The sequence below is a fragment of the Aeromonas bestiarum genome (assembly GCF_028751155.1).
Lineage (GTDB): Bacteria > Pseudomonadota > Gammaproteobacteria > Enterobacterales > Aeromonadaceae > Aeromonas > Aeromonas bestiarum.
This window is the reverse complement of the sequence record NZ_CP064746.1, coordinates 2,985,636-3,009,613: the sequence shown is the minus strand read 5'-3', so window position 1 is coordinate 3,009,613 and position 23,978 is coordinate 2,985,636. Positions and strand designations below refer to the sequence as shown.

General features: G+C 60.8%; 26 protein-coding genes. 11 read left to right on the top strand and 15 right to left on the bottom strand.

Translation table 11 applies throughout. From position 1 onward, the window contains the following. Nucleotides 1-4 precede the first annotated feature (4 nt). Nucleotides 5-847 carry a LysR family transcriptional regulator gene (locus IU367_RS13905; RefSeq protein ID WP_274452195.1) on the top strand — a complete coding sequence of 281 codons (843 nt, stop codon included), beginning with the start codon at nucleotides 5-7 and terminating at the stop codon, nucleotides 845-847. Nucleotides 848-877: 30 nt separating this feature from the next. Here the strand turns inward: IU367_RS13905 and IU367_RS13900 are convergent, their stop codons facing one another. From IU367_RS13900 to IU367_RS13880, 5 genes are all read right to left on the bottom strand, one after another. Continuing rightward, the gene (locus IU367_RS13900) at nucleotides 878-1,345 is read right to left on the bottom strand and encodes a GyrI-like domain-containing protein (RefSeq protein WP_274452194.1); all 468 of its coding nucleotides are present in this window, start codon (nucleotides 1,343-1,345) and stop codon (nucleotides 878-880) included. A gap of 40 nt (nucleotides 1,346-1,385) precedes the next feature. Beyond that, a complete protein-coding gene (gene rsmS, locus IU367_RS13895; RefSeq protein ID WP_080741068.1) occupies nucleotides 1,386-1,541 on the bottom strand; it encodes a pleiotropic regulatory protein RsmS in 156 nt (51 codons plus the stop codon). A gap of 82 nt (nucleotides 1,542-1,623) precedes the next feature. Continuing rightward, nucleotides 1,624-2,094, bottom strand: coding sequence for an acyl-CoA thioesterase (locus tag IU367_RS13890; RefSeq protein ID WP_043135262.1), 471 nt, complete (start codon nucleotides 2,092-2,094; stop codon nucleotides 1,624-1,626). Between the two features lie 20 nt (nucleotides 2,095-2,114). Then, nucleotides 2,115-2,414, bottom strand: coding sequence for a hypothetical protein (locus tag IU367_RS13885; protein ID WP_274452193.1), 300 nt, complete (start codon nucleotides 2,412-2,414; stop codon nucleotides 2,115-2,117). Then, nucleotides 2,411-3,259 carry a DMT family transporter gene (locus IU367_RS13880; RefSeq protein WP_103471872.1) on the bottom strand — a complete coding sequence of 283 codons (849 nt, stop codon included), beginning with the start codon at nucleotides 3,257-3,259 and terminating at the stop codon, nucleotides 2,411-2,413. The genes IU367_RS13885 and IU367_RS13880 overlap by 4 nt, the downstream gene beginning before the upstream one ends. A 62-nt stretch (nucleotides 3,260-3,321) precedes the next feature. Between IU367_RS13880 and IU367_RS13875 the strand changes: the two genes are divergently transcribed. Both IU367_RS13875 and IU367_RS13870 read left to right on the top strand, forming a co-directional pair. Further along, entirely contained in the window at nucleotides 3,322-3,972 is a 651-nt protein-coding gene (locus tag IU367_RS13875; protein ID WP_241278239.1) for a tellurite resistance TerB family protein, read from the top strand. 195 nt (nucleotides 3,973-4,167) lie between these two features. Beyond that, on the top strand, nucleotides 4,168-4,626 hold the full coding sequence (locus IU367_RS13870; RefSeq protein ID WP_274454387.1) for a GNAT family N-acetyltransferase: 459 nt from the start codon (nucleotides 4,168-4,170) through the stop codon (nucleotides 4,624-4,626). Between the two features lie 33 nt (nucleotides 4,627-4,659). On the opposite strand, the gene IU367_RS13865 is transcribed toward IU367_RS13870, so the two are convergent. Then, the gene (locus IU367_RS13865; RefSeq protein ID WP_274452192.1) at nucleotides 4,660-6,099 is read right to left on the bottom strand and encodes an aminotransferase-like domain-containing protein; all 1,440 of its coding nucleotides are present in this window, start codon (nucleotides 6,097-6,099) and stop codon (nucleotides 4,660-4,662) included. A gap of 120 nt (nucleotides 6,100-6,219) precedes the next feature. On the opposite strand from IU367_RS13865, the gene IU367_RS13860 reads away from it, so the two are divergent. Genes IU367_RS13860 through cydX form a run of 3 tightly spaced genes read left to right on the top strand, consistent with a single transcriptional unit; the run spans nucleotide 6,220 to nucleotide 9,060 of the window. Continuing rightward, on the top strand, nucleotides 6,220-7,791 hold the full coding sequence (locus IU367_RS13860; RefSeq protein ID WP_274452191.1) for a cytochrome ubiquinol oxidase subunit I: 1,572 nt from the start codon (nucleotides 6,220-6,222) through the stop codon (nucleotides 7,789-7,791). Further along, entirely contained in the window at nucleotides 7,791-8,918 is a 1,128-nt protein-coding gene (gene cydB, locus IU367_RS13855; RefSeq protein ID WP_042641813.1) for a cytochrome d ubiquinol oxidase subunit II, read from the top strand. The genes IU367_RS13860 and cydB overlap by 1 nt, the downstream gene beginning before the upstream one ends. Nucleotides 8,919-8,946: 28 nt before the next feature. Continuing rightward, the gene (gene cydX / locus IU367_RS13850; protein WP_005310033.1) at nucleotides 8,947-9,060 is read left to right on the top strand and encodes a cytochrome bd-I oxidase subunit CydX; all 114 of its coding nucleotides are present in this window, start codon (nucleotides 8,947-8,949) and stop codon (nucleotides 9,058-9,060) included. A 58-nt stretch (nucleotides 9,061-9,118) separates the two neighbouring features. Here the strand turns inward: cydX and IU367_RS13845 are convergent, their stop codons facing one another. The 7 genes from IU367_RS13845 to IU367_RS13815 form a co-directional block, all read right to left on the bottom strand. After that, entirely contained in the window at nucleotides 9,119-10,291 is a 1,173-nt protein-coding gene (locus IU367_RS13845) for an MFS transporter (protein ID WP_274452190.1), read from the bottom strand. A gap of 283 nt (nucleotides 10,292-10,574) precedes the next feature. Further along, complete coding sequence (gene dkgB, locus IU367_RS13840) at nucleotides 10,575-11,378, bottom strand: 2,5-didehydrogluconate reductase DkgB (RefSeq protein WP_241324658.1); 804 nt, start codon at nucleotides 11,376-11,378, stop codon at nucleotides 10,575-10,577. Between the two features lie 115 nt (nucleotides 11,379-11,493). Then, nucleotides 11,494-11,790 carry a putative quinol monooxygenase gene (locus IU367_RS13835; protein ID WP_274452188.1) on the bottom strand — a complete coding sequence of 99 codons (297 nt, stop codon included), beginning with the start codon at nucleotides 11,788-11,790 and terminating at the stop codon, nucleotides 11,494-11,496. Between the two features lie 283 nt (nucleotides 11,791-12,073). Beyond that, nucleotides 12,074-12,793, bottom strand: coding sequence for a hypothetical protein (locus IU367_RS13830; protein ID WP_274452187.1), 720 nt, complete (start codon nucleotides 12,791-12,793; stop codon nucleotides 12,074-12,076). Nucleotides 12,794-13,163: 370 nt separating this feature from the next. Continuing rightward, the gene (locus IU367_RS13825) at nucleotides 13,164-13,526 is read right to left on the bottom strand and encodes a VOC family protein (protein WP_274452186.1); all 363 of its coding nucleotides are present in this window, start codon (nucleotides 13,524-13,526) and stop codon (nucleotides 13,164-13,166) included. Between the two features lie 118 nt (nucleotides 13,527-13,644). Next, nucleotides 13,645-13,881 (bottom strand): hypothetical protein, encoded by a 237-nt coding sequence (locus tag IU367_RS13820; RefSeq protein WP_274452185.1) that lies wholly within the window; start codon nucleotides 13,879-13,881, stop codon nucleotides 13,645-13,647. Further along, the gene (locus IU367_RS13815; RefSeq protein ID WP_274454386.1) at nucleotides 13,878-14,261 is read right to left on the bottom strand and encodes a DUF6404 family protein; all 384 of its coding nucleotides are present in this window, start codon (nucleotides 14,259-14,261) and stop codon (nucleotides 13,878-13,880) included. The genes IU367_RS13820 and IU367_RS13815 overlap by 4 nt, the downstream gene beginning before the upstream one ends. 194 nt (nucleotides 14,262-14,455) lie before the next feature. On the opposite strand from IU367_RS13815, the gene IU367_RS13810 reads away from it, so the two are divergent. Then, nucleotides 14,456-15,358, top strand: a complete 903-nt coding sequence (locus tag IU367_RS13810; protein ID WP_043135247.1) for a LysR substrate-binding domain-containing protein — start codon at nucleotides 14,456-14,458, stop codon at nucleotides 15,356-15,358. Between the two features lie 310 nt (nucleotides 15,359-15,668). On the opposite strand, the gene glpK is transcribed toward IU367_RS13810, so the two are convergent. Beyond that, nucleotides 15,669-17,171: a glycerol kinase GlpK gene (gene glpK, locus IU367_RS13805; protein ID WP_005310059.1), complete on the bottom strand. Its 1,503-nt coding sequence runs from the start codon at nucleotides 17,169-17,171 to the stop codon at nucleotides 15,669-15,671. A gap of 54 nt (nucleotides 17,172-17,225) precedes the next feature. After that, nucleotides 17,226-18,074, bottom strand: coding sequence for an MIP/aquaporin family protein (locus IU367_RS13800; protein ID WP_043557135.1), 849 nt, complete (start codon nucleotides 18,072-18,074; stop codon nucleotides 17,226-17,228). A gap of 488 nt (nucleotides 18,075-18,562) precedes the next feature. Between IU367_RS13800 and glpT the strand changes: the two genes are divergently transcribed. The 4 genes from glpT (at nucleotide 18,563) to glpQ (ending at nucleotide 23,774) form a co-directional block, all read left to right on the top strand. Then, nucleotides 18,563-19,921, top strand: a complete 1,359-nt coding sequence (gene glpT, locus IU367_RS13795; RefSeq protein ID WP_098984429.1) for a glycerol-3-phosphate transporter — start codon at nucleotides 18,563-18,565, stop codon at nucleotides 19,919-19,921. A 101-nt stretch (nucleotides 19,922-20,022) separates the two neighbouring features. Beyond that, nucleotides 20,023-20,781 carry a DeoR/GlpR family transcriptional regulator gene (locus tag IU367_RS13790; protein ID WP_005310067.1) on the top strand — a complete coding sequence of 253 codons (759 nt, stop codon included), beginning with the start codon at nucleotides 20,023-20,025 and terminating at the stop codon, nucleotides 20,779-20,781. Nucleotides 20,782-21,101: 320 nt separating this feature from the next. Continuing rightward, entirely contained in the window at nucleotides 21,102-22,589 is a 1,488-nt protein-coding gene (gene glpD, locus IU367_RS13785; RefSeq protein ID WP_274452183.1) for a glycerol-3-phosphate dehydrogenase, read from the top strand. A 102-nt stretch (nucleotides 22,590-22,691) separates the two neighbouring features. Next, nucleotides 22,692-23,774: a glycerophosphodiester phosphodiesterase gene (gene glpQ / locus IU367_RS13780; protein ID WP_274452182.1), complete on the top strand. Its 1,083-nt coding sequence runs from the start codon at nucleotides 22,692-22,694 to the stop codon at nucleotides 23,772-23,774. The last annotated feature ends 204 nt before the right edge of the window (nucleotides 23,775-23,978 follow it).

Genomic DNA, 23,978 nt, shown 5'->3' with positions numbered 1-23,978 from the left:
CCCCATGCTGGATCCCCTGTTGCTACGCAGCTTCGTCGCCATCGTCGACACCGGCAGCTTCACCCGCGCCGGTGAGCGGGTGCACCTGACCCAGTCCACCATCAGTCAGCAGATGCGGCGCCTCGAGCAGCAGCTCGGCTGCCCGCTGCTTGATCGCTCCGGCCGCCAGGTGGTGACCACGGCGGAGGGTGAAAAGCTGTTGGGGCTGGCTCGCCGCATCCTGGCGTTGCTGATGCAGGCCGAGGAGCAGGTGACCGAAGGGAGCCTGCAACTGAGCCTGGGGGTGCCGGAGGACTTCGCCGCCGGCGCCATGGCCCCTGTGCTGGCGGCCTTTGCCCGCGACCATCCGCAGGTACGGCTGGAGGTGCACAGCGGCCTCAGCCACGAGATCTGGCAGCGGTTCGAGGCTGGCGAGCTGGACTTGGCGCTGGTCAAGCAGGCGCGGGGGCAGGGGGCGCCGCTCGCCAGCTGGCGTGAACCCCTGGCCTGGGTCGACAGTCGCGACTGGCCCGCCAGCGAGCGAAACCCTCTGCCGCTGGTGGTGTTCCCGAGCGAGGGGCTCTATCGGCGGCAGATCACCGAGGCGCTCGATGGACAGGGGCTGCGCTGGCGCATCGCCTATGTCAGCGCCAGCCTCGCCAGTTTGCAGGGGGCCGTGAGTGCGGGGATCGGGGTCAGTCTGTTGCCAAGACGGCTGCTGCAACCGGATCAGCGGGAGCTGAGCCACTGGCCGGCGGTGGCGCCGGTGGAGCTGGCACTGCATTTGGGGGCGGAGCGCGGCGAACCGCTGACTCGCCTCGGCGAGGCCCTCATCGGCCTGTGCGACCAGGTGATGGGGCCTGCCTGAATGGTTGGGCTCGCCGTCGAGGGGTCAGCCTCAGGCCATGGCCTGGCGCGGCAGCACGGCGAGCCAGAGCTCGACCTCGCCGCTGCCGGTGTGCGGGTCAAAGGCCGCGCCATAGCGTTCGAAATCGGGCTTGTGCGCAGACTGGTAACCGGACTGCGCCAGCCAGTCCAGCGCCTGCTGCCAGGTATTCGGCATGGTCGAGACATGCCCCTGATGCAGGAAGACGGCATAGGTCTGGGGTTCGATGCGCATTCGCCCCAGGGTCTTGGGCAGCACCTCCAGCACGGCGACTTCCACCGCACACATGTATTCGCATTGGGTGGCGGTCACGCCGCAGATGACGCCATAGGCATGCTCGCCCAGCTGGCCTGGCAACGGGCCCAGGGCGCTGAAGTCACGCCATTGGCCACCGAAGTCGGCGTGGGCGAAGGCATGGTGACGGCGCAGACCGCCAAACAGCATGGGGCGGCCGGTTTCGAAACGGATAGGGCCTGTCATGGTACCTCCTGTGTGGGGTGGGGCGGCAGCGCTGCCGCGCTCAGCAATCCTTGCCTTCTTTGAGCTTGCGTTGATAGTCCTCGGATACGATGGCCAGCGCCGCCAGGGCCAGCGCCGGATCGATCCGGTTGGTCTCCAGCAGCTCGATGAGATCCACCGCGAGCTTGACCTCGGGCGGGGCATTTTCCAGTGACATGACAGACTCCGTAATGGGCAAAACGCCATTATACAGAGCCGCACCCGGATAGGGATCGGCCCAGTGTCACGAGCGATCCGGCTCAGAGGTGCTGGCGCATCTCCTTGTCAATCTCCTCGCGCAGGGCCATCAGCTTCTTGGCGTACTGCTGCAACTGCCGATCGGCGGCCGAGACGGGTTGCCACTGGGGCACTGGGGTCGGTGTGCCCGTCTCGTCCATGGCCACGAAGATGATGATGCAGTGGGTGGTCTTGTGGCGCTCCCGGCTGGCCGGGTGGCGGCTGTAGACATCCACTGCCAGGTGCATGCTGGTGGTGCCTGTGTGGATCACCTGGGCGTGTACCTCCACCAGCTGGCCTATCTGGATGGGGCGCAGGAAGCGGATCCCCCCCACGTAGACGGTGACCGCATAGCCGCCGCACCAGCCGGCGGCGCAGGCATAACCCGCCTGATCGATCCACTTCATCACCATGCCGCCGTGCACCTTGCCGCCGAAGTTGACGTCGGCGGGTTCGGCCAGGAACTGCAGGGTCAGCTCGCGGGGTGGGGTCAGGTTCTCTCCAGGGGCCGGGCTCATTGACGGTAACTCTTGCGATAGGCATCGGCCTGCTGGCAGGGGGGCAGGCTGTTGAGATCGGGCCGCTTGTTGCCCTCCCGCTGGCCGAAGCCGGCGAACTCCTGCTGGCATTTGGCGGCCTTGCCACCCGCCTTGATGCAGGCATCGATCCGCTGTTGCTTGCCCTGTTCGACCAGCTGTTGCTGGGCTTGCTGGCAGGCGGCATCCAGCTTGGCCTGCTGGGCTTCCCTGTCTTCTACCGCGGCCAGCAGGCTGGCCGAGAGGCTGCAACCGAGCAGCAGTATGGCAATTTTCATGGCTTGTCTCCTGAAGGGGGGCGTCCCGCTATGACCAGGGCTATGCCCCCCAGAATGCCCAGTGATGACAATAACAACCGCAGTGACCATGACTCATCCAACCAGATGAGACCGGCCAGCGCCGCGAGCAGGGGCACCAGCAACTGCACGCTGGCGGCCAGGGTGCGCCCCAGCTGGGGCAACACCTGGTACCAGAGTGAATAGCCCAGGCCGGAGGCGAGGGCCCCCGAGGCCAGGGCATAGCCGATGGCGGCCGGGCTGGCCTCAAGCTGACCCAGCAGCAGATAAAGGAGGCTGGCCGGCAGGCTGGCGCGCAGGAAGTGGCCGGCATTGGCTGCGACCGGATCGGCAAAACGCGATGCCCGCAGGGTATAGCAGGCCCAGGCGATGCCGGCCGCGATCATCAGGGCCGCGCCCAGGGGATCCGGAGCCCGGATGCCTGGCAACAGCAGCAGTACCAGCCCCGCCATGGCGAGCAGCAGACCGGCCCACTGGCGCCGTGGCAGAGACTCCCCGCGCAGCAGAGGGGGCGCCAGCATGCTGAGCTGAACGGCGGCAAACAGCAGCAGGGCGCCAGTGCCCGTGGTCAGGGTGAGATAGGCAAAGGAGAAGGCGGCTGCGTAGACGAGGAGGGCCAGGGCGCCGCCCCAGTCTCCCTGGCGAGGCGACGGCTGACGGGCCCGGCACAGCAGGAGCAGCACCAGGGCGCCACTGGTCAGCCGCAGCAGGGTGAACAGGGCCGGATCCATCCGTTCTTCAAACAGGGCAAGACGGCAGAGCACAGAGTTGGCGGCGAACGCCGTCAGGGTCAGCAGGGTCAGCAGCAACAGGCGTGGCAGTGGCATCCATTCACCTTGAGTTCAGTGGGCGCGGCCCAGCATGGAAAATCATGCAAAGCGGAGGTCTTATGAAACAGATGCTGGAGCAATTAATGGGCGCTGGCAAGGGCTGGCTCAACGAAGGCGGCGACAGCCGCAAGTCGCAGATGAAGGGCATGGCGCAGGGCGGCCTGGCCGCTGGCGCCATGGCCTTGCTGCTTGGCAACAAGAAGGTGCGCAAGTATGGCGGCAAGGTGGCGGCGGTAGGCGGCGCGGCGGCCCTCGGCGGCCTCGCCTACAAGCTCTATCAGGATTGGCAGGCCCAGCAGAGCGGGGCCGCCCAACCTGCCCAGTCCCTCGATACCCTGCAGGGTCAGGCGCTGGATGCGCGTGCCACCCTGCTGGTGCGCGCCATGGTGGCGGCGGCCCGGGCCGACGGCCATATCGACGCCGCCGAGCGCCAGAAGATCCAGGACTACCTGACCGAGCAGGGCCAAAGCGATGCGGCGCGCTGGATTGACGCCGAGCTGGCCCGTCCCCTGGATCCGCAGGCGTTGGCCCGGGATGTGACCGACATGGAGCAGGCCACCGAGGTCTACCTCGCCTCCCTGCTCGCCATCGACGTGGACCATTTCATGGAACGCGGCTATCTGGATGAGCTGGCGCGGGCCTTGAAACTCGATGACAACCTCAAGGGAAGTATCGAGCGGCAGGTGGCCCAGCTGGGATCCCCGAGCTGACGCCTTAGCGGGAATAGCCATAACGCCCCGTCACGGGGCGTTGTTGTTGCCAGCAGCGAGACCGGCCATCGGCCATGACAGGATACGATTGACCCTTTTTGTTGCCGCTGACTCCCACTATGATGGGTCTCTCGCCCATCTCAAAGAGGATGGACGACCCCACCTGTAAGCCAACGCCAGAGCAAGGAGCACATGTTGGAGATACGCAAGGCAACCGAGCAGGATATCGACGCCATTCTCGAGCTGAATCGGCAGATAGGCTTGATCCACTTTGAACATGCCCCCGAGGTGTTCTGTCCGCCATCACCGCAGGAGCGGGATTTTCTGCTCAATGCCATCGGCAGCGAAGGGCGACTGTTTTGCGTTGCCGAGCAGGAGGGCGCCGTGGTGGGCTTTTTGACTGCGCGCATCGACATCAACGAAACCATCCCGTTTCTCAGCAAGCAGCCCATCTGCCGCATCGGCTCAGTGGTGGTTGACGAAAACCACAGATCCCGAGGCATAGGCAAGGCGCTGATCGCCCATTGCGATGACTGGGGCAAGGCGCACGGTGCCCACCAGATCCGGCTGGAGGTGATGTCGTTCAACGAACGAGCCAAGGCACTCTACGAATCCCTGGGGTTCACGCGCCAGTCGGAAATTTATGCCAGATAGCCTGCTCAAGCCGGGCAAGCCAGTCGGGCCCCGTTACGGGGCCTTGTTGTTTTTGGCTGGGACGACGGCCAGTTGCTGATGGATAAGCTCGACCAGCCGGGCGAGGGCGGCTTCCTGTTGCGGGCTCCAGGGATGTGAGCTGTTGAGGCGCAGGCAGTGGTTGTGCATCCCCTGGCTGGAGAAGAGGGCGCCGGGCGCCAGCGAGAAGCCGCAACTGAGCGCCTGGGCGTGCAGTGAACGACTGTCCATGCGAGGGTCAAACTCCAGCCAGAGGAAGTGACCGCCATCGGGTGCGCTGATGCGCACCTCATCCGGGAAGAGGCGCAGCAGGGCCGCCCGCATCTGCTGCTGGCGCTGGGCCAGGGTGTGGCGCAGGCGACGAAAGTGGGCATCGACGCCGCCGTTGAGCAGCATGTCGGCGAGCGCCAGCTGACTCGGCACATTGGTGGAGAGGGTCGACATCAGCTGCAGTCGCTGCACCCGCTCGGCGTGGCGGCCGGCCACCACCCAGCCAACCCGAAAGCCGGGCGCCAGGCACTTGGAAAACGAGCTGCACAGCAGGCTCTCGCCACGCGCATCCCAATACTTGATGGGGCGAGGCCGCTCGCGGCCAAAATAGAGCTCGGCGTAGACGTCGTCCTCCACCAGCGGCACTTCATGCGCGTTGAGCAGCGCCATCAGCGCCTGCTTGTGTCCATCCGGCATCGTATGGCCGAGCGGGTGCTGCACGTTGCCCATCAGCCAGCACGCCTTGATAGGGCGCTGGGCCAGCGCCTCGGCCAGCAGCGCCAGATCGATACCGACCCCCGGGATCACCGGGATCTCCACCGCGTTCAGTTTCAGCCGCTCCATGGCCTGCAGGGCGCCGTAGAAGGTGGGGGTCTCCACCACCACCCAGTCCCCCGGCTCGGTCAGCACCTGCAGGCCGAGGGAGAGCGCCTCCATGGCGCCCGTGGTGATGATGATCTGCTGGGGGTCGACCGCCAGCCCGTCACCGGCATAACGCTGGGCGATGGCGCGGCGCAGCGCCTCGTTGCCGGGGGGAAGGTCTGCCACCGTGCTGAAGGGGTCGAGCCGACGCATGCAGCTGGCCAGGGCCCGGCCGAGCTGGGGGTGGGGGAAGAGGGCGGGATCCGCCACCGCCATGCCGAGCGGCACCAGTTCGCGGGACTTGCTCGCCTGCAACACCTCGAACACCAGATCGTTGATGTCCACCGAGCCGCTGTAGTGGGCCTGTTGCGGCGCGCTGGCCCGCAGCGGGGAGGGGGCGGCCTTGACGTAGTAGCCGGACTGGGGCCGCGCCAGTATCAGGCCGCGGCTCTCCAGCAGCTGATAGGCCTGCAGCACCGTCATGGGGCTGAGGGCGTGGGTCTTGCAGCTCTGGCGGATGGAGGGAATGCGCTCGCCGGGTTGCCATACCCCGGCTTCAATCTGCTGTTGCAGGCGGTCGGCCAGCTGACGGTAAAGGGACATGCGATAAGACAACTGTTATAGGTGTAATTCAATATAACTGCATCTGTTATAGGTGTCATGACTCATGTTGTACTTGGCAGGCGAAAACCTGTCTGTTAAATGCAACATAGAGAGTCCTGCATGATTAGCCTGGATGATGTGGTAAGCCTGTCCCGATTGCAGTTCGGGGCCACGGCCATGTTTCACTTCCTGTTTGTGCCCCTCACCCTGGGGCTGTCCTGGATCCTGGTGATCGCCGAATCCGCCTACGTGATGACCGGCAAGGTGATCTACAAGGACATCACCCGTTTCTGGGGCAAGCTGTTTGGTATCAACTTCGTGATGGGGGTGACCACGGGGATCACCCTGGAGTTTCAGTTCGGCACCAACTGGGCCTACTACTCCCACTATGTCGGCGACATCTTCGGCGCCCCCCTGGCGGTGGAAGGGCTGATGGCCTTCTTCCTCGAATCCACCCTGGTGGGCCTGTTCTTCTTTGGCTGGGACAGGCTCTCCCGTGGTCAGCACCTGCTGGTGACCATGCTGGTGGCGCTGGGCTCCAACCTCTCCGCGCTCTGGATCCTGATCGCCAACGGCTGGATGCAGAACCCGGTCGGCGCCGAGTTCAATCCCATGACGATGCGCATGGAGCTGACCGACGTCACCGCCGTGCTGTTCAACCCTGTGGCCCAGGTCAAGTTTGTGCACACTGTGGCGGCGGGTTACGTGGCCGCCTCCCTGTTCGTGATGGGGGTGAGCAGCTGGTATCTGCTGCGCCGCATGGAGGTGCGCTTCGCCTTGCGCTCCTTCGCCATCGCCTCCGGCTTCGGCCTGGCCGCCATCCTCTCGGTCATCGTCCTCGGCGACGAGTCAGGTTATCGCACCGGTGAGGTTCAGAAGGTCAAGCTCGCCGCCATCGAGGCGGAGTGGGAGACAGAGCCCGCCCCGGCGGCCTTCACCCTGTTCGGCTGGCCCGATCAGCACGCCGAGACCACCCATGCGGCCGTCAAGATCCCCTATCTGATGGGCATCATAGCCACCCGCTCCCTCGATGAGGCGGTGACCGGCATCAAGGATCTCAAGGCCGAGCACGAGGTGCGCATCCGCAGCGGCATGCTGGCCTATGGCGCCCTGGAGGCGCTGCGCCAGGACGGTGGCAACGGCGCCGCCCGCGCCACCTTCGAGCAGCACCGCCAGGATCTCGGCTACGGCCTGTTGCTGACTCCCCATGCCAAGGACATAGCCCAGGCCGACGAGGCGGCCATCGCCCTGGCGGTGGAGGATTCAGTGCCCCAGGTGGCGCCGCTGTTCTGGAGCTTCCGGCTGATGGTGGGCATAGGGGTTGTGCTGCTGGTGCTCTTTGCCGCCTCCTTCCTGCAGTTGTGCCGGGGCCGGCTGGTGCAATCGCCGCGCCTGCTGAGGGTGCTGTTCTGGAGCATACCGCTGCCCTGGGTCGCCATCGAGGCGGGCTGGTTCGTGGCCGAGTTTGGTCGCCAGCCCTGGACCATCAGCGAGGTGCTGCCGGTCTCGGCCTCTGTCTCTCTGCTGCAGCCGGGCCAGATCTGGTTCAGCCTCATCTCCATCAGCCTCATCTACACCAGCCTGCTGGTGGTGGAGCTGTTCTTGTTGCGTCATGTGATCCGCAAAGGGCCCGCCAGCCTGAAGACGGGTCGTTATCAAGGTGAAGTCTTGGCAAGCGGGAGTGCGCTCTGATGGATTACGAAACCCTGAAATTGATCTGGTGGGGCTTGGTGCTGTTCATGCTCATCGGCTTCGTGGTGATGGACGGCTTCGATCTGGGGGTGGGCCTGCTGCTGCCCATCGTCGGCAAGACAGATGAGGAGCGGCGGGTGCTGCTCAACAGCGTGGGCCCGGTGTGGGAGGGCAACCAGGTGTGGCTCATCGCCGGTGCCGGCGCCCTGTTCGCCGCCTGGCCGCTGGTCTATGCCGCCGCCTTCTCGGCGCTCTACGTGCCCTTCATGTTCCTGCTGTTTGGCCTCTTCCTGCGCCCGGTGGGCTTTGACTATCGCAGCAAGCTGGAATCGGCCCAGTGGCGCCGCTGGTGGGACAGGGCCCTGGTGACGGGGGCCCTGCTGCCGACCTTGGTATTCGGCGCGACGCTGGGCTTCCTGCTGCAAGGCTTGCCGTTTCGCTTCGATTCGCACCTTCGCATCCACTACGGCGCCTTCGAGTTCAACTGGCCGCTGCTGCTGACCTGCATGGGCACGGCGCTGGCCCTGCTGATGCTGCACGGCGCCAGCTTCCTGCAGTGCAAGACTCAAGGGGTGATCGCCGAGCGCTGCGCCCGCCAGAGCCTCTGGCTCGGCCCCCTGGCGAGCGGCCTGTTCGCCCTCGGTGGCGTCTGGCTCAGCCAGATGGAAGGTTACCGCTTACAGGAGATCGGCGATCTCAACGGCGCCCTCACCCCGCTGATGAAGCAGGTGGCGCTGGCACCGGACGGCTGGTTCAGCAACTTCGCGGCGCAGCCCTGGCTCTGGTGCGTGCCGGCCCTGGGCCTGCTGCTGCCCATGGTGAGCAGTCTCGCCAGTGCCCGTGGCCTGCCGCGCCTGGCGATCATGGCCAGCGGCGGCGCCTGCGCCACCATGATGCTGACCATCGCCATCGCCCTGTTCCCCTTCGTGCTGCCCTCGTCCCTGGATCCGTCGAGCAGCCTGACCCTGTGGGACGGCACCTCCAGCGAGGGCACCCTGCTGATCATGCTGGGGATAGTGGGGGTGCTGATGCCCATCAACATCGGTTACACCCTCTGGGTCTACCGGGTGGTGCGTGGCAAGGTCAGCACCGATCAGGTTCGCCAGCACGGTCACAGCCTCTACTAACCGTCTTCTACTCAAGGGAGTTTCGATTATGTGGTATTTCACCTGGATTCTGGGGCTGGGCTTTGCCCTGCTGTGCGGTTTGGTCAACCTGCTCTGGCTGGAGGCCCGCTGGGCCGCGGACGAGGATCTCAAGGAGTCTTGAGCCCTGCCGGAAATGAAAAAGGCCGACACCAGGTGTCGGCCTTTTCGTTTGAGGGGGGTTAGACCGCCAGCGCCAATCTGGCCTCGCGCTTCTCGCTGACGTGGGTCAGGCCGTAGGCCAGCAGCACGATCAGCGCACCTATCCAGGGAGTGTGCATCAACCCCAGGTGCTCCACCACGAAACCACCAACGACAGAGCCCAAGGCGATGCCGACGTTGAAGGCGGCGATGTTGAGGCCGGAGGCCACGTCCACGGCGTTGGGGGTATGGATCTCGGCCTGCTTGACCACCAGTACCTGCAACCCAGGCACGTTGCCAAAGGCGAAGGCACCCCACACCAGCACGGTCAGCACTGCCAGCACCGGATGGGGCGCGGTGAAGGTGAGCAGCAGCAGGATGACAGCCAATCCGGCAAACATCAGCTTCAGGGCGGGCAATGGGCCCATCTTGTCCGCCAGCTTGCCGCCCCAGATGTTGCCGAACGCCACCGATACCCCGTACACCAGCAGGATCAGGCTGACCGCGTTGGCCCCGAAGCCGCTCACCTGTTGCAAGATGGGGGCGAGGAAGGTAAACGCCGTGAAGGCGCCGCCGTACCCGAGCGCTGTCTTGGCGTAGACCAGCAGCAGCGGCTTCTTGGTCAGCACCAGCAGTTGTTCACGGATGCTGGAGGCCGCCCCCTTGGGCAGGTTGTTCGGGATCAGCAGCAGGCTGCCCACCATGGCGATGAGGCCCAAGAGGCTCACCACCAGGAAGGTCTCGCGCCAGCCAAACTGTTGGCCAATCCAGGTGCCGAGCGGCACGCCGGTGACCAGAGCGACGGTCAGGCCGCTGAACATGATGGCGATGGCGCTGGCCGCCTTCTCCTTGGCCACCAGACCGGTGGCTATAGTGGAGCCCACCGAGAAGAAGACCCCGTGGGCCAGCCCGGTCAGCACGCGGGCGACGATCAGGCTCTCGTAGCCGGGAGCCTGCCAGGCGAGCAGGTTGCCGGCGGTGAACAGCGCCATCAGGCCCACCAGCAGCCACTTGCGCGGCAACTTGCCGGTGAGGGCCGTCAGAAGCGGCGCGCCTATGGCGACGCCGAGGGCGTAGAGGCTGACCAAGAGGCCTGCGGAGGGCAGGGAGACATGAAGTTGCTCGGCTATGGTGGGAATGAGCCCCACTATCACAAATTCGGTGGTGCCGATCGCAAAGGCACTCAGGGTGAGGGCAAATAACGCCAGTGGCATACAAACTCCTTGGATAGGACTCCCGACGGGAGAATGGCGCCAGTATGCCGATGAGCTTTGTTGGCAAAAATGACGATGACATCAAATTACTTTTGCTTAATCAGCAGCAATCAGCAGCAATCATCGCGATGGATCGGGTCTTGTCGGGCGGGGAATTACGTGGGTGGCGCACAAAACCAAAAAAAGCGGGAGGCACAGTGCCTCCCGCTTGGGGTCGAAGAGATGTCCCGAACTGTTGTTCTCCCTTCTCCCCTGGCGGGAGAAGGGCCGGGGATGAGGGGGATCAGTCCCAGGCCGGTGCAAAGTCCGGGTTGGCGCAGCGCTCGCCCCGCTCCAGGGTGGCGATCTGGGCCATCTCGTCGGGGCTGAGCTGCACCTTGAGGGCGGCCAGGTTGGCGGCCTGGTTCTCCCGCTTGGTGGAGCTCGGGATCACCTTCATGCCCTGGGCCAGCAGCCAGGCCAGCGACACCTGGGCCGCCGAGACGCCGTGGCGTTTGCCGATCTCGATCAGGAGCGGCTCGGTGAGCACCTTGCCATAGGCGAGCGGCATGTAGGCGGTGATGGCGATGCCCTGCTCGCGGCAGAATTCCACCACCTTGCGGTTTTGCAGCAATGGGTGGATCTCCACCTGCTGGTGGGCGATGGCGCCCGGCCCCAGGATCTCGACGGCTTCTTTAAGCTGGGCCACCGTGAAGTTGGATACCCCTATCTCCCGGGTCAGGCCTTGCGCCCTGGCCTCGGCCAGCTGCTCCAGGTAGACCGCCATCGGCACCTCATCCTTGGGGGAGGGCCAGTGAATCAGCGCCAGATCCAGATAATCGGTGCGCAGTTTCGCCAAGCTGGTCTTGAGGCTGGGGATCAGCTTGCCCGGGCCAAACTCGCTGGTCCACACCTTGGTGGTGAGGTAGATATTCGAGCGAGGGACAGCAGTGCTGGCCAGCACCTCGCCCACTTCGCTTTCGTTGTCGTAAATCTGGGCGGTATCGATATGGCGATAGCCGAGCGCCAGGCCGGTATTCAGGGTTGCAAGCAGGGGCTCACCTTTCAGGCGAAAGGTGCCCAGACCCATGGCGGGCATTTTCATCATCTATTTCCTCAAATGGGGTGGTTGGCCCTTGCCCAGAGCAAGGGGGGGGGCTCGGTGCACAGGCCGTGGCGGCGTTGCAAGTTGGCAGCGCCATCGTCAACGAGTCTCGGGATACTCAGGCCGGGAGTCGGCGGTAATTGCGAATAAGGCTGCTGGCAAACCAGGGCTCGGCCCTGGCGACAAACGCGAGGAAGTGAGCTTGCTGCTGGTGGGCTTTGAGCGCGGCTTCGCTCTCCCACTCCTCGTGCAGCATCCAGCCATGGGGGTTGTCCAGGCTCTGGTGCAACTGGTAACGCAGGCAGCCGGCCTCCTGCAGGGTGGCCGCTATCAGCGGCTCAAGGGCGGCCCGAAACTGGGTGGAAAATTCGGGTTTGGCTTCAAGTTGGGCAATCACAATCACGGGTGCTGACATCTGAACCTCCTTGCAAAAACGAAGGTCAGTATGCCTGCCGCAGGGGGAGGGAAATAGGGCCATTATGGCAATAGTGAATTGAGGTGAGAGCAGCAATGGATATTAAATCTTGGGGCGTTTTTACTTGTAGTGGCGAACCCAAGGATGGTTGTTAAATAATTTTATTAAAACATAATGTTCATGTGGTCTGAAGATAGCTGTAACTACATACACTTTCGCTTAGTTGGATGTATATCTCTAGTTATGGTGCTAGAGATGCTAGCACCATAACTGTTAAATTAGGCTAAACTAGTGGTACTCCATCAAATTTCACTCCTTTTCTTATACCATTCATGCCTGAAAACTTCACACGTAAAGATGTTAATCTCTGGGATGATTCATTCGGGAGTTTGAATGCTATTATCACTGTGGTTTTAACCCCTTTGGGCAGCACAAATGTTTTATAAGTAGATACATTGGAAGAACCTATAGCTAATGAATCTAGCTCCATTTCATTGCTTGCATCATCAAATGCTCTAGTTTCCCCAGATAACGATAGGTCTCGGTCTGCATTTTTATTTAAGAGGTCTAGTCTACAAACTATCTTACCCATGACCTTTTGGCACCCTTTTAATTGAATTGAAACATTTTCAATAGTTTCAATTCTTTTTCCAAGAATAGTTGCACTATCATTATATGCGTATATAGCCTCTTGCTCTGAACTACCAAATAATGGATCTTGATATTTAGTTCCCACCCAGAAAAAGCTAATAGCCGTCAAGGAGTATAGAATTATAATTGACGAGTGGCGAAGGAATGATGGAACTTTCTGCAAGAAAAAATAAATAAAAATCCAAAGCGTCGCTACTAAAAAAGATGTAAAAAGGAGAATGTTTTTCCAGTTTATAGCTTCCATCCCTAATACTGAAGGGTCCGGCACAACATAAGTGAAAACACCCCACCCAGCACCAAGGATTGAGGTTAAAACTCCAAAAGACCATCCAAGTATGTTTCTATTTTCCATAATAACCCTCAACATATCTAATGTATAAAACCTTTAAAAACAATGGAAGCGCTCCCATAAAAATCATGGACGGCTATCTATGTCAATTTTTCATGTAAAATATTTTTTTTCACTTTAATTTTCTATAAAAACAACATCAGAATTCATTTTAATAAACAATCATCTAATTTATTATTTTTGTTTAAAAAAACAACGCTGTCGCCACATTTAAAGGAGAAACCTAGATGGGGATAGTATTTCATTCTAACCAAAACTAATAGTGGTAACATCAAAAAATATGTGATTTATCATAGGCTTTTTAGATAGGTCACTGGAGGTAAAGTTTGGTTTGTGGATCTGAGGGGAATATTGCCAATGCCCCCTATCTCTATTAGACGATAGTCGTTTCCGACCAGACCGCGAACTCATTACCGCTGGGCTCGACGAAGTGGAAGCGACGGCCACCGGGGAAGTCGAACAGGGGGCGAATGATGGTGCCACCATGCTGGCTCACCTTGGCCTGGGTTGCTTCGATATCGGCGCTGTAAAACACCAGCAGGGCGCCGCCCTGAGCCGTGTTGCTGCGCAGATCCGCTTTATAGAAACCGCCGTCCAGCCCCTCATCGGCAAAGGCGCAGTAGTCGGGGCCATAATCGACAAACTGCCAGTCAAAGGCGGCCTGAAAGAAGGCCTTGGTGGCCGCGAGATCCCTGGCGGCAAACTCCACATAGTTTAGTTTTTCATGGGCTTTCATGCTGTTTTGCTCCCTGCGTGTCCATCTTGTGTCAAGAAGAGGCTGATTAAAGAGTGCCTAGTTAACAATACCCCATCAAATCATTTCCCTGAAATTGTTGCGCTGGCAAAACGGAAGGCTATTTGAACTCTTCGCCGTGGTTTTCCAGTCGCTCCAGTCCGCACTGTTGGCACACCACATAGCGGTCGAGCAGCTCAAGTGCGGCTATGCCATGACCGCCGACCCCGGAGAAAAATCCGTTGAGAAATGCCCTGAACTGGCCGCGGCGGGTCTTGGGATAAGGGGAAGGCTTCTGCTTTATCCGCTCGCTGTGCTTGGTATCCATCCCGCAGCGGGGGCAACACTGTTTGGTCATGCCTGGTCCTTGCTGCTGGTACTGACATGTTCTGCCAGCTGCTCCCACGGGGTCAATGCAAGCTGCTTGCGCCTAAGCCAGAGCCAACTTGCCATCAAAATACCGAATAATCCGGCAAACAGGGCTGTTTGGCGCAGTGCAAATAGCGGCTCCATCCCCATGGGTTGCCAGCTGAAAAACCACATCAACAGACCCCAGAACAGCCCTATGCTGATGCCAAACCCGAGAACGTTGGCGAGCCAGCTCTGATAGTGAGGCGGTTTGACCGGGTAACCCAGCCTGCGCAGCAGTCTGAGCAAGAGGGGATTGTAGTTGGCGTGCCACACGCCTTTGCTTTCAAGCTCCTGGTGGGCTGCCGCCAGCCGCGCTTCGAATGTCATGGTTTCCTTCCTTGTCAGATTATGGCGCCATACGATGCCGTTTTGGCTGTATTGTACCGGCAATGGGCGAGTCTGGTTTGAGCTGGCCATCACGTTATTTATCTGTGCAAACAAAGATGTTGCACCAGAGCTCACTTGCCAATCCACAGCGACTGCGCCTATAAAGGCCCATTACTCTTGTCTGGATAACAGCAATGAAGACCCATTCTGATGAACTGACCCTGTTTGTGGCGGTGGTGGAGGCTGGCAGTTTCCGCCAGGCGGCGGAGAACCTGGGGATGGACAACTCCGTAGTGAGCCGCGGTATCAAGCGGCTGGAGGAGAAGCTTGCGACCGTGCTGCTCAACCGCACCACCCGCCGGGTCAGCCTGACCGAGGAGGGGAGCTGGTTCTATCAGCGGGCCGTGAAGATTCTGACCGAGATGAGCGAGGCTGAGGGGCACCTGCTCAGCCGCAAGGAGCAGCCGGAGGGGATTTTGCGGGTCGATGCGGCCACCCCCTTCATCCTGCACCGGCTGGTGCCCATCATAGGCGAGTTTCGCCGCCGCTATCCCGGCATCGAGCTGCAGCTGCACAGCTCGGAGGGTTTCATCAACCTGATGGAGCGGCGTGTGGACATGGCCATCCGCATCGGCGAGCTGACCGACTCTTCCCTGCGCGCCCTGCCGCTTGGCCACTCACGGCTGCGGTTGCTGGCATCCCCCGCTTACCTGAGCGAGCGCGGGACCCCGCGCCAGCCGGCGGATCTGCTGGCGGGCCACGAGCTGCTGGGCTTTTTGCACCCCGATCACCTCAACCACTGGCCGCTGCTCAGTGCCGAGCAGGGGGATCGCTTCCCCATTACCCCGACCCTGCGCGCCAGCAGCGGCGAGACCTTGCGCCAGCTGGCGCTGGCGGGGCAGGGGATCGTCTGCCTGTCTGACTTCATGACAGGGCCGGATCGGGCCAGCGGCGCCCTGGTGGAGGTGCTGGCCCGCAGCAACAGCGGCGCCTCGCGCCCCATCAATGCGGTGTTCTACTCCGATGCCCAGCGCGACATCCGGCTGCGGGTCTGGCTCGACTTTATCAAGGAGCAGCTCGGTAGCCATACCCTGTGATGGCAGCATGTTAAGGGCCGACATTCTTCCGGCCAAAGGGGAGGGGATGTTGGCGACCGGCCATGACAACCAGGTTGCATAGGCTGGCGTCTTCCCTTGGCAACAGAAGGGGCTAGGTAGCCTCTGGCAGCTCAGACAAGTGGGAGGGAAGAAAGAGCCGGCCTCCATCCATGACAAGAGGAAGGGAGCCGACCGGCTGTCCGCCAGAGGTGGTGAATGACCACTGTGGATGCCTGGCTGAATAAAGAAGAGGCCGACATCGCTGTCGGCCTCTTTGTATTTTCATCTCGAAAAGATGTCGGTTGCCCGATTAATCCTCTTCGGCCCAGCGGCGTGAACGCTCAACCGCTTTCTGCCAGCCGTGGTAGAGCTTGTTGCGCTCTTCGTGGCTCATCTGCGGGATGAATTCGCGATCCACGCTGAACTTGTCTTCCAGCTCGTCCGAGCTCTTCCAGAAGCCGACGGCCAGACCGGCCAGGAAGGCGGCGCCCATGGCGGTGGTCTCGATGCGGGTCGGACGCACCACAGGGGTGTGCATCATGTCGGACTGGAACTGCATCAGGAAGTCGTTGGCTACCGCGCCACCGTCCACCTTGAGGGCGGCCAGCTTGATGCCGGAGTCCTGCTGCATGGCATCCAGCACATCGCGGCTCTGGTAGGCGATGGATTCCAGTGCGGCACGAATGATGTGGTTGCGGTTGGCGCCACGGGTCAGGCCGACCATGGTGCCGCGAGCATACGGATCCCAGTAGGGCGCGCCCAGACCGACGAAGGCCGGTACCAGATAGACACCGTTGGTGTCACCCACCTTGGAGGCGAAGTAGTCGGTATCGCGGGCATCGTGGATGAGCTTCAGTTCGTCACGCAGCCACTGCACTGTGGCGCCGCCCATAAAGACAGCCCCTTCCAGCGCGTAGTTCACTTCCCCTTTCGGGCCGATGGCGACCGTGGTCAGCAGGCCGTTGCTGGAGCGAACCGGCTCTGTGCCCGTGTTCATCAGCAAGAAGCAGCCGGTACCGTAGGTGTTCTTGGCCATCCCTTTTTCGAAGCAGAGCTGGCCGAACAGGGCAGACTGCTGGTCACCGGCGATGCCGGCGATGGGGATGCGGGAACCGCCGCCACGGGTGGTGTAGCCGTAGACTTCGGAAGAGGGTTTGACCTCTGGCAGCATGGACAAGGGGATGCCCAGCTCGTCCAGCATCTTCTCGTCCCACTTCAGGTCGCGGATGTTGTAGAGCATGGTACGGGAGGCGTTGGTCGGGTCGGTGACGTGCACTTCGCCGTTGGTCATCTTCCATACCAGCCAGGTGTCTATGGTGCCGAACAGCAGCTCGCCGTTCATCGCCTTCTCGCGGGCTCCTTCGACGTTGTCGAGGATCCACTTCACCTTGGTGCCGGAGAAGTAGGCGTCCAGCACCAGGCCGGTGTTCTCGCGCACATACTCTTCCAGGCCACGGGCCTTGAGCTCTTCACAGATGGCCGCGGTGCGGCGGCACTGCCAGACGATGGCGTTGTAGATGGGTTTGCCGGTGGCCTTTTCCCACACCACTGTGGTTTCACGCTGGTTGGTGATGCCGATGGCGGCGATCTCTTCGCTGCGCAGGCCTGTCTTGGCCAGCACTTCGGTGAAGACGGAGGACTGGGTCGCCCAGATCTCCATGGGGTCGTGCTCTACCCAGCCCGCTTTCGGGTAGTGCTGGGTGAATTCGCGCTGGGAGGTGCCGACTATGTTGGCATCCTGGTCAAACACGATGGCGCGGGAAGAGGTAGTACCCTGGTCCAGAGCGACGACATATTTTTTTTCAGCAGACATGATGTTCTCCACGTTTTTATTTTCCACGTTTTTACACGTTGGGGAGGGCCGCTCTTATGCGGCGGCCTCTTCTTTGGCGGTTTGGGCAGCTTGCTCGGTGGCGGCAACACGGTTGCCCGGCACACAGGGAGCCAACACTTTCACATACAGGGCGGTACCAAGCTGGGCACCGACGATGGGGCCAAGGATGGGGACCCAGAAGTAGGGGTTGTCACGACCACCTGTCATGGCCACGTCACCCCAGCCTGCCAGGAAGGCAAACAGTTTGGGGCCGAAATCACGGGCCGGGTTCATGGCAAAACCGGTTAACGGGCCGAGGGAGGCGCCGATCACGGCGATCAGGATCCCGATCAGCAGGGCGGCGGCGAAGCCTTTGGGGGCGCCGTTGTTGTTGTCACCCAGTGCCATGATGCCCAGCATCAGGACGGCGGTGATCACCAGCTCGACCGCGAAGGCTTGCATATTGGAGAGCAGGGCGTTCGGGTAGGTAGAGAAGATGCCGGCTGTGCCGAGGCTCTCGACGCTGCCGCGCACCACGTTGTGGGTCACTTCCCACTGGGTGAACAGGCCGCCGTAGAGGAAGTAGACAAGGGCGGCGAAGCAGAAGGCGCCTGCGACCTGAGCGATGATGTAGGGCACCACTTTACGCTTGTCGAACCCGCAGAAGGTCATCAGCGCCAGGGTCACGGCCGGGTTCAGGTGGGCACCTGAAATACCGCCGGTCACATAGATGGCGATGGCGACACCCAGACCCCAGGTAATGGAGATTTCCCATTGTCCGAAGTTGGCACCGGCCAGCACCAGGGCGGCCACACAACCGACGCCGAAAAATATCAGCAGGCCGGTTCCGATAAACTCGGCAATGCACTCGCCAAGCAGGGTATTGGGTCTTTGTATGCTCATACCGTTATTCCTTATATCCACCCAGAGTAGGTTTGATGTTCCGTTTTGTTGTTTTTTCAGTCCCATTGTTGCGTCCGAAAACGTTTTTTCTTGTTTTTTGAGCTGGCGCAAACGTTATGCTCGTTTGCGCTCGTTCTCGGACGAGAGAGAAAATAAACCTAAATCGAACATTCACCACGCTCTCCCCGCAGGAAATGTGGACAAGATCCCACTCATTGCTAAGAAAATGTGACGGAAAGCAAGTTGCAACAGTGGCTATACCACTTAGTGGGTAGCTGAAAGCCTTGCTATACAAGGGATTGCGGCTGATGAGTGACCACTCACTTGGCACTTTCTTTTGTAATAAAACTGCAATATTTGAGCCTCCATCACAGATTAAATGTTCACATATGAGCACAATAGGCTCGCTTTCGAATCAGGACTCCTCTGGTTGGTCAGCATGGACAGGGCACCCTCAACCGCCCACAACAACAATAAGGAAGCAGAACATGCTTAGTCTCTTCAGGCCTGCACCACATATAGACAGGCTCCCGGCCGACAAGGTCGATCCCTTCTACAAACGCATGCGTTGGCAGGTGTTTTTCGGGATCTTCTTCGGTTATGCCGGTTACTACCTGGTACGGAAAAACTTCAGTCTGGCGATGCCTTATCTGATCGAACAGGGATTCTCCCGCGGCGATCTGGGCCTGGCCCTGTCCGGGGTCTCCATCGCTTATGGTCTGTCCAAGTTCCTGATGGGGAACGTGTCTGACCGCTCCAATGCGCGCTACTTCCTCTCCGCCGGCCTGCTGCTGTCGGCGGGCATCATGTTCATGATGGGGACAGTGCACTGGGCCACCTCCAGCATCGGCATCATGTTTGTGCTGTTGTTCCTGAACGGCTGGGCACAGGGCATGGGCTGGCCGCCCTGCGGTCGCACCATGGTGCACTGGTGGTCACAGAAGGAGCGTGGCGAAGTGGTCGCGGTCTGGAACGTGGCGCACAACGTCGGCGGCGGCATGATAGGCCCGCTGTTCATCCTGGGGATGGGCTGGTTCAACGACTGGCGCAGTGCCTTCTATGTGCCGGCGGCGGCGGCGGCCGCCATCGCGGTGATTGCCTTCTTCGTGATGCGCGACACCCCGCAATCCGTGGGTCTGCCTCCCATCGAAGAGCACAAGAACGACTATCCGAAGGACTATAACGAAAGCCACGAGCAGGAGTTTTCCGCCAAGGAGATCTTCGTCAAGTACGTGCTGCACAACAAGCTGCTGTGGTACATCGCCATTGCCAACGCCTTCGTTTACCTCATTCGTTACGGCGTGCTGGACTGGGCTCCCACCTACCTGAAAGAGGCCAAGGACTTCAGCGTCGACAACTCCTCCTGGGCTTACTTCCTGTACGAGTGGGCCGGTATTCCGGGCACCCTGCTGTGCGGCTGGATCTCGGACAAGATGTTCCAGGGTCGCCGTGCCCCGGCCGGTATCCTGTTCATGGTGCTGGTGACCCTGGCCGTGCTGGTTTACTGGTTCAACCCGGCTGGCAACCCGACCATCGACATGATGGCGCTGGTGGCCATCGGCTTCCTGATCTACGGTCCCGTCATGCTGATCGGTCTGTATGCGCTGGAGCTGGCACCCAAGAAGGCGGCCGGTACTGCGGCAGGCTTCACCGGGCTGTTCGGTTATCTGGGTGGTGCCGTGGCGGCCAACGCCATGCTGGGCTACACGGTTGACCACTTCGGCTGGGATGGTGGCTTCATGGTGCTGACCGCGTCTTGCGTGCTCTCCATCATCTTGCTGGCGATGACCCTCAAGCACGAGAACATTGCCGTCGCGGCCAAGAAAGCGGCTGCCGATAAGGCATAAAACGTGATCCTGCCCTTATCGATCCGAAAAGGGATCAGGTAAACTGCCAAAGGCCCCGCATCTGCCGGGGCCTTTTTTCGTCTCATCATCGGAGTTCAAGCGTGAAGCAAACCCAACGACATCTGGAGATCCTGGACGTCCTGACGCGGCAGGGCTTTGTCTCGACCGAGGATCTGGTGACCCACTTTGACGTCAGCCCCCAGACCATTCGCCGCGATCTGAATGATCTCGCCGAACAGAACAAGATCCGGCGCCATCATGGCGGTGCCTCCCTGCATTCGAGTACCGTCAATACCGCCTACAGCGCCCGTAAAGTGATGCAGCTCAAGGAGAAAGAGCGCATCGCCCGCGAAGTGGCCGCCAACATTCCCGACGGTTCATCGCTCTTCATCGACATAGGCACCACCACAGAAGCCATCGCCCGCGCCCTGCTCGATCACCGCGAGCTGCGCGTGGTCACCAACAACCTCAACGTGGCCAGCATTCTCACCGCCAAGGATGACTTCACCGTCATCATAGCCGGTGGCGAGATCCGCAACCGGGATGGCGGCATAGTAGGGGAGGCGACCCGCGACTTCATCGGCCAGTTCCGCATGGACTACGGTGTCATCGGCATCTCGGGCATCGACAACGATGGCTCTCTGCTCGATTTTGACTACCATGAGGTGAAGATTGCCCAGGCCATCATAGCCCACTCCCGTCAGGTGTTTCTGGCCGCCGACCACACCAAGTTTGGCCGCAATGCCATGGTCAATCTGGGCAACCTCAACCAGATCCACGCCCTGTTCACCGATCAGGAGCCGCCCGAGAAGCTGATGCGGCTGATGTCCCAGCATCAGATCGAGTGCCACATCTGCTGAGCCGCCGTTAACCCCTCTCTGGCATCAGGCCGCCACACTGGCGGCCGCTTCTTTTCCGCTTTCTCCGCTCTGCTTGCACACCTTCCGCGCCCCACTGCTTAGATGTTCCCCGACATGAGCGCGTTCTCGCGCACGTTTTCGGGCCCGGCAGCCCGGTGCTGACGCCCTGATCACCGACTGGCAGCATTTTTAGCATTGCCAAAACAATCGCGATCACATTTTCTCCATAAAATGTTCGTTTATCATTTTTTCATGCTCTAATATGAGCGAAATCAAACATTGCCGTCATGGCAACACAAAATAAGAAAGAGTAGGTGAACATGAGCGAACATTATGATCTGGTCGTCGTTGGCGGCGGCATCAATGGGGTGGGCATTGCGGCTGATGCAGCGGGTCGGGGTCTGCAGGTTGCCCTGTTCGAGGCACAGGATCTCGCCTCTGCCACCTCCTCCAACTCCAGCAAGCTGATCCACGGTGGCTTGCGTTACCTCGAACATTACGAATTCCGGTTGGTGAAAGAGGCGCTGGCGGAGCGGGAAGTGCTGCTCGGCATGGCCCCCCACATCGCCCGTCCCATGCGTTTTCGGCTGCCCCACCGCCCGCACCTGCGTCCGGCCTGGATGATCCGCGCCGGCCTCTTCCTGTATGACAACCTGGCCAAGCGCGACAAGCTCAAGGGCAGTTGCGGCGTGCGCTTCCTGCCGCAAGACGGTCTCAAGAGCGGCATCAACAAGGGCTTCGAATACTCGGATGCCTGGGTCGATGACGCTCGCCTGGTGGTGCTCAATGCCATGATGGCCCGCGACAAGGGCGCCGACGTGCAGACCCGTACCCGCTGCGTCAAGGCGGTGCGCGGTTCCAAACACTGGACCCTGACCCTGGAGCGGGAAGGGGGCGAGCAGTTCACCGTCACCTGCCGCGGTCTGGTCAATGCGGCCGGCCCCTGGGTCAAGACCTTCTATGATGAGAGCCTGCACGAGAAATCTCCCCGTGGCATCCGCCTCATCAAGGGCAGCCACATCATAGTGCCGCGCATCCATGAGCGCGAAGAGGCCTATATCCTGCAAAACGAGGACAACCGCATCGTCTTCGTCATCCCCTATCAGCAGGACTACTCCCTCATCGGCACCACGGACGTGGAGCATCACGGCAGCCCGCGGGAAGCGAAGATCAGCGATGCCGAGATCAGCTACCTGTGCAAGGTGGTCAACGCCCACTTCACCCGCCAGATAGCACCCAAAGAGGTCATCTGGACCTATGCCGGCGTGCGCCCGCTGTGCGATGACGAATCCGATTCCCCCCAGGCGGTGACCCGCGACTACACCCTGGAGCTCTCCGGCGAATCCGACGGCGCGCCGCTCCTGTCCGTGTTTGGCGGCAAGCTCACCACCTATCGCAAGCTGGCCCAGGCCGCCTGCAACAAGCTCAAGCCCTGGTTCAGCCAGATGGGCGAAGATTGGACCGCGAGCAGCCGTCTGCCCGGTGGCGAGTTCGACTGCTCCACCACAGAGCTGGCCCGTGCCTACATGCTCGAGTTCGACTGGCTGGATGAGCGCAACGCCCGTCGTATCGCCGAGGCCTATGGCAGTCATGCCCGCCTCTGGTTGCACGAAGAGCGCGGCCAGCACTTTGGCGCCGGCTTGTACGAGTCGGAAGTGCGTTATCTGATGAGCCGCGAGTGGGCCCATTCGATGGAAGACATATTGTGGCGCCGCAGCAAGCTGGGGCTGCGTCTGTCCCAGCCTGAGCAGCAGCAACTGCACGCCTGGCTGGAGCAACACCAGCACGCCCTGCCCAAGGCCAGCTGATGAAGAGGCGGGCGGCCCCTTGGCCGCCCGTCGTTAAAATGCAATAAACCTCTGTTATAACAATAACCTACACCCAATAAACAATAACAAAGAGCACCGCGCATGAAAAAACTCTCTCTCTCCCTGATCGCCCTTGGCCTGGGGGCCGCCCTCGCATTGCCCGTTCTGGCTGCCGATGAAGGTAAAATCGTGATCGCCCACCGTGGCGCCTCCGGCTACCTGCCCGAGCACACCCTGGAATCCAAGGCGCTGGCCTATGGCATGGGGGCCGACTATCTGGAGCAGGATCTGGTGATGACCAAGGATGACCAGCTGGTGGTGATGCACGATCACTTCCTCGATGGCATCACGGACGTGGCCGAGCGCTTCCCCGGCCGGGCCCGTCCGGACGGTCGCTACTATGTGGTGGACTTTACCCTGGCCGAGGTGCGCTCCCTGCGCATGACGGAGCCGTTCCAGCTGGTGGATGGCAAGCAGGTGCCCGTTTATCCGGCCCGCTTCCCGTTGTGGAAGTCCAGCTTCAAGATCCACACCTTCCAGGAAGAGATAGAGATGATCCAGGGGCTCAACAAGAGCACCGGCAAAAACATAGGTATCTACCCGGAGATCAAGGCCCCCTGGCTGTTCCGCCACGAGGGCAAGGACATCTCCAAGGCAGTGCTCAAGGTGCTGAAGGAGTACGGCTACACCAGCAAGAACGACAAGGTCTATCTGCAGTGCTTCGATGCCGACGAGCTCAAGCGCATCAACAGCGAGCTGATGCCCGCCATGGGGATGGACTTGAAACTGGTGCAGCTGATGGCCGAGACCGACTGGAACGAGACCATGGTCTATGACGCCAAGGGCAAGGCAACCCCTTACGACTATGACTGGATGTTCAAGCCGGGCGCCATGAAGACCATAGCCGGCTATGCGGAAGGGATCGGCCCCTGGAAGCCGATGATAGTCACTGAGCCGGGTACCCTGGGCAAACCAGTGTTTACCAATATGGTGAAAGAGGCCCATGCCGCCGGTCTCAAGGTGCATCCTTATACCTTCCGCCAGGATGAGGGGCAGATCCCGGCCTATGCCAAGGACTTCAGCGACCTGCTCAACATCTTCCTCTATCAGGCCGATGTGGACGGGGTGTTCAGCGACTTCCCGGACAAGGCGGTCGAAGCCATCAAGGCACACGGCAAATCATAAAAGAAGAGCAACACGGGAACGCAAGCGGGGCCAGGTGCCCCGCTTTTTTTTTTATAAAATGGAGGCAAGCACTGGGGTGGGATTGTGGTCTAGCAGCACTGACGGCAGTATTGGGATGTAACTATATGTTTACGATGTTGTCGGGTCAGGGGCTTTTCACCCGCTACTTTCTGGCTGTTCAGGTCGCCGCGCTGGTCGTTTATC

What these genes read in the sequence shown, in the direction of transcription:
- IU367_RS13880 (WP_103471872.1), bottom strand. Translation starts at nt 3,259, where the DNA reads ATGCCACTGCCACGCCTGTTGCTGCTGACCCTGCTGACCCTGACGGCG.
- IU367_RS13900 (WP_274452194.1), bottom strand. Translation starts at nt 1,345, where the DNA reads ATGACAGGCCCTATCCGTTTCGAAACCGGCCGCCCCATGCTGTTTGGC.
- IU367_RS13830 (WP_274452187.1), bottom strand. Translation starts at nt 12,793, where the DNA reads ATGGAAAATAGAAACATACTTGGATGGTCTTTTGGAGTTTTAACCTCA.
- IU367_RS13860 (WP_274452191.1), top strand. Translation starts at nt 6,220, where the DNA reads ATGATTAGCCTGGATGATGTGGTAAGCCTGTCCCGATTGCAGTTCGGG.
- IU367_RS13835 (WP_274452188.1), bottom strand. Translation starts at nt 11,790, where the DNA reads ATGTCAGCACCCGTGATTGTGATTGCCCAACTTGAAGCCAAACCCGAA.
- IU367_RS13820 (WP_274452185.1), bottom strand. Translation starts at nt 13,881, where the DNA reads ATGACCAAACAGTGTTGCCCCCGCTGCGGGATGGATACCAAGCACAGC.
- glpQ (WP_274452182.1), top strand. Translation starts at nt 22,692, where the DNA reads ATGAAAAAACTCTCTCTCTCCCTGATCGCCCTTGGCCTGGGGGCCGCC.
- cydX (WP_005310033.1), top strand. Translation starts at nt 8,947, where the DNA reads ATGTGGTATTTCACCTGGATTCTGGGGCTGGGCTTTGCCCTGCTGTGC.
- rsmS (WP_080741068.1), bottom strand. Translation starts at nt 1,541, where the DNA reads ATGTCACTGGAAAATGCCCCGCCCGAGGTCAAGCTCGCGGTGGATCTC.
- cydB (WP_042641813.1), top strand. Translation starts at nt 7,791, where the DNA reads ATGGATTACGAAACCCTGAAATTGATCTGGTGGGGCTTGGTGCTGTTC.
- glpT (WP_098984429.1), top strand. Translation starts at nt 18,563, where the DNA reads ATGCTTAGTCTCTTCAGGCCTGCACCACATATAGACAGGCTCCCGGCC.
- IU367_RS13865 (WP_274452192.1), bottom strand. Translation starts at nt 6,099, where the DNA reads ATGTCCCTTTACCGTCAGCTGGCCGACCGCCTGCAACAGCAGATTGAA.
- IU367_RS13815 (WP_274454386.1), bottom strand. Translation starts at nt 14,261, where the DNA reads ATGACATTCGAAGCGCGGCTGGCGGCAGCCCACCAGGAGCTTGAAAGC.
- IU367_RS13825 (WP_274452186.1), bottom strand. Translation starts at nt 13,526, where the DNA reads ATGAAAGCCCATGAAAAACTAAACTATGTGGAGTTTGCCGCCAGGGAT.
- glpK (WP_005310059.1), bottom strand. Translation starts at nt 17,171, where the DNA reads ATGTCTGCTGAAAAAAAATATGTCGTCGCTCTGGACCAGGGTACTACC.
- IU367_RS13810 (WP_043135247.1), top strand. Translation starts at nt 14,456, where the DNA reads ATGAAGACCCATTCTGATGAACTGACCCTGTTTGTGGCGGTGGTGGAG.
- glpD (WP_274452183.1), top strand. Translation starts at nt 21,102, where the DNA reads ATGAGCGAACATTATGATCTGGTCGTCGTTGGCGGCGGCATCAATGGG.
- IU367_RS13845 (WP_274452190.1), bottom strand. Translation starts at nt 10,291, where the DNA reads ATGCCACTGGCGTTATTTGCCCTCACCCTGAGTGCCTTTGCGATCGGC.
- IU367_RS13800 (WP_043557135.1), bottom strand. Translation starts at nt 18,074, where the DNA reads ATGAGCATACAAAGACCCAATACCCTGCTTGGCGAGTGCATTGCCGAG.
- IU367_RS13905 (WP_274452195.1), top strand. Translation starts at nt 5, where the DNA reads ATGCTGGATCCCCTGTTGCTACGCAGCTTCGTCGCCATCGTCGACACC.
- dkgB (WP_241324658.1), bottom strand. Translation starts at nt 11,378, where the DNA reads ATGATGAAAATGCCCGCCATGGGTCTGGGCACCTTTCGCCTGAAAGGT.
- IU367_RS13875 (WP_241278239.1), top strand. Translation starts at nt 3,322, where the DNA reads ATGAAACAGATGCTGGAGCAATTAATGGGCGCTGGCAAGGGCTGGCTC.
- IU367_RS13885 (WP_274452193.1), bottom strand. Translation starts at nt 2,414, where the DNA reads ATGAAAATTGCCATACTGCTGCTCGGTTGCAGCCTCTCGGCCAGCCTG.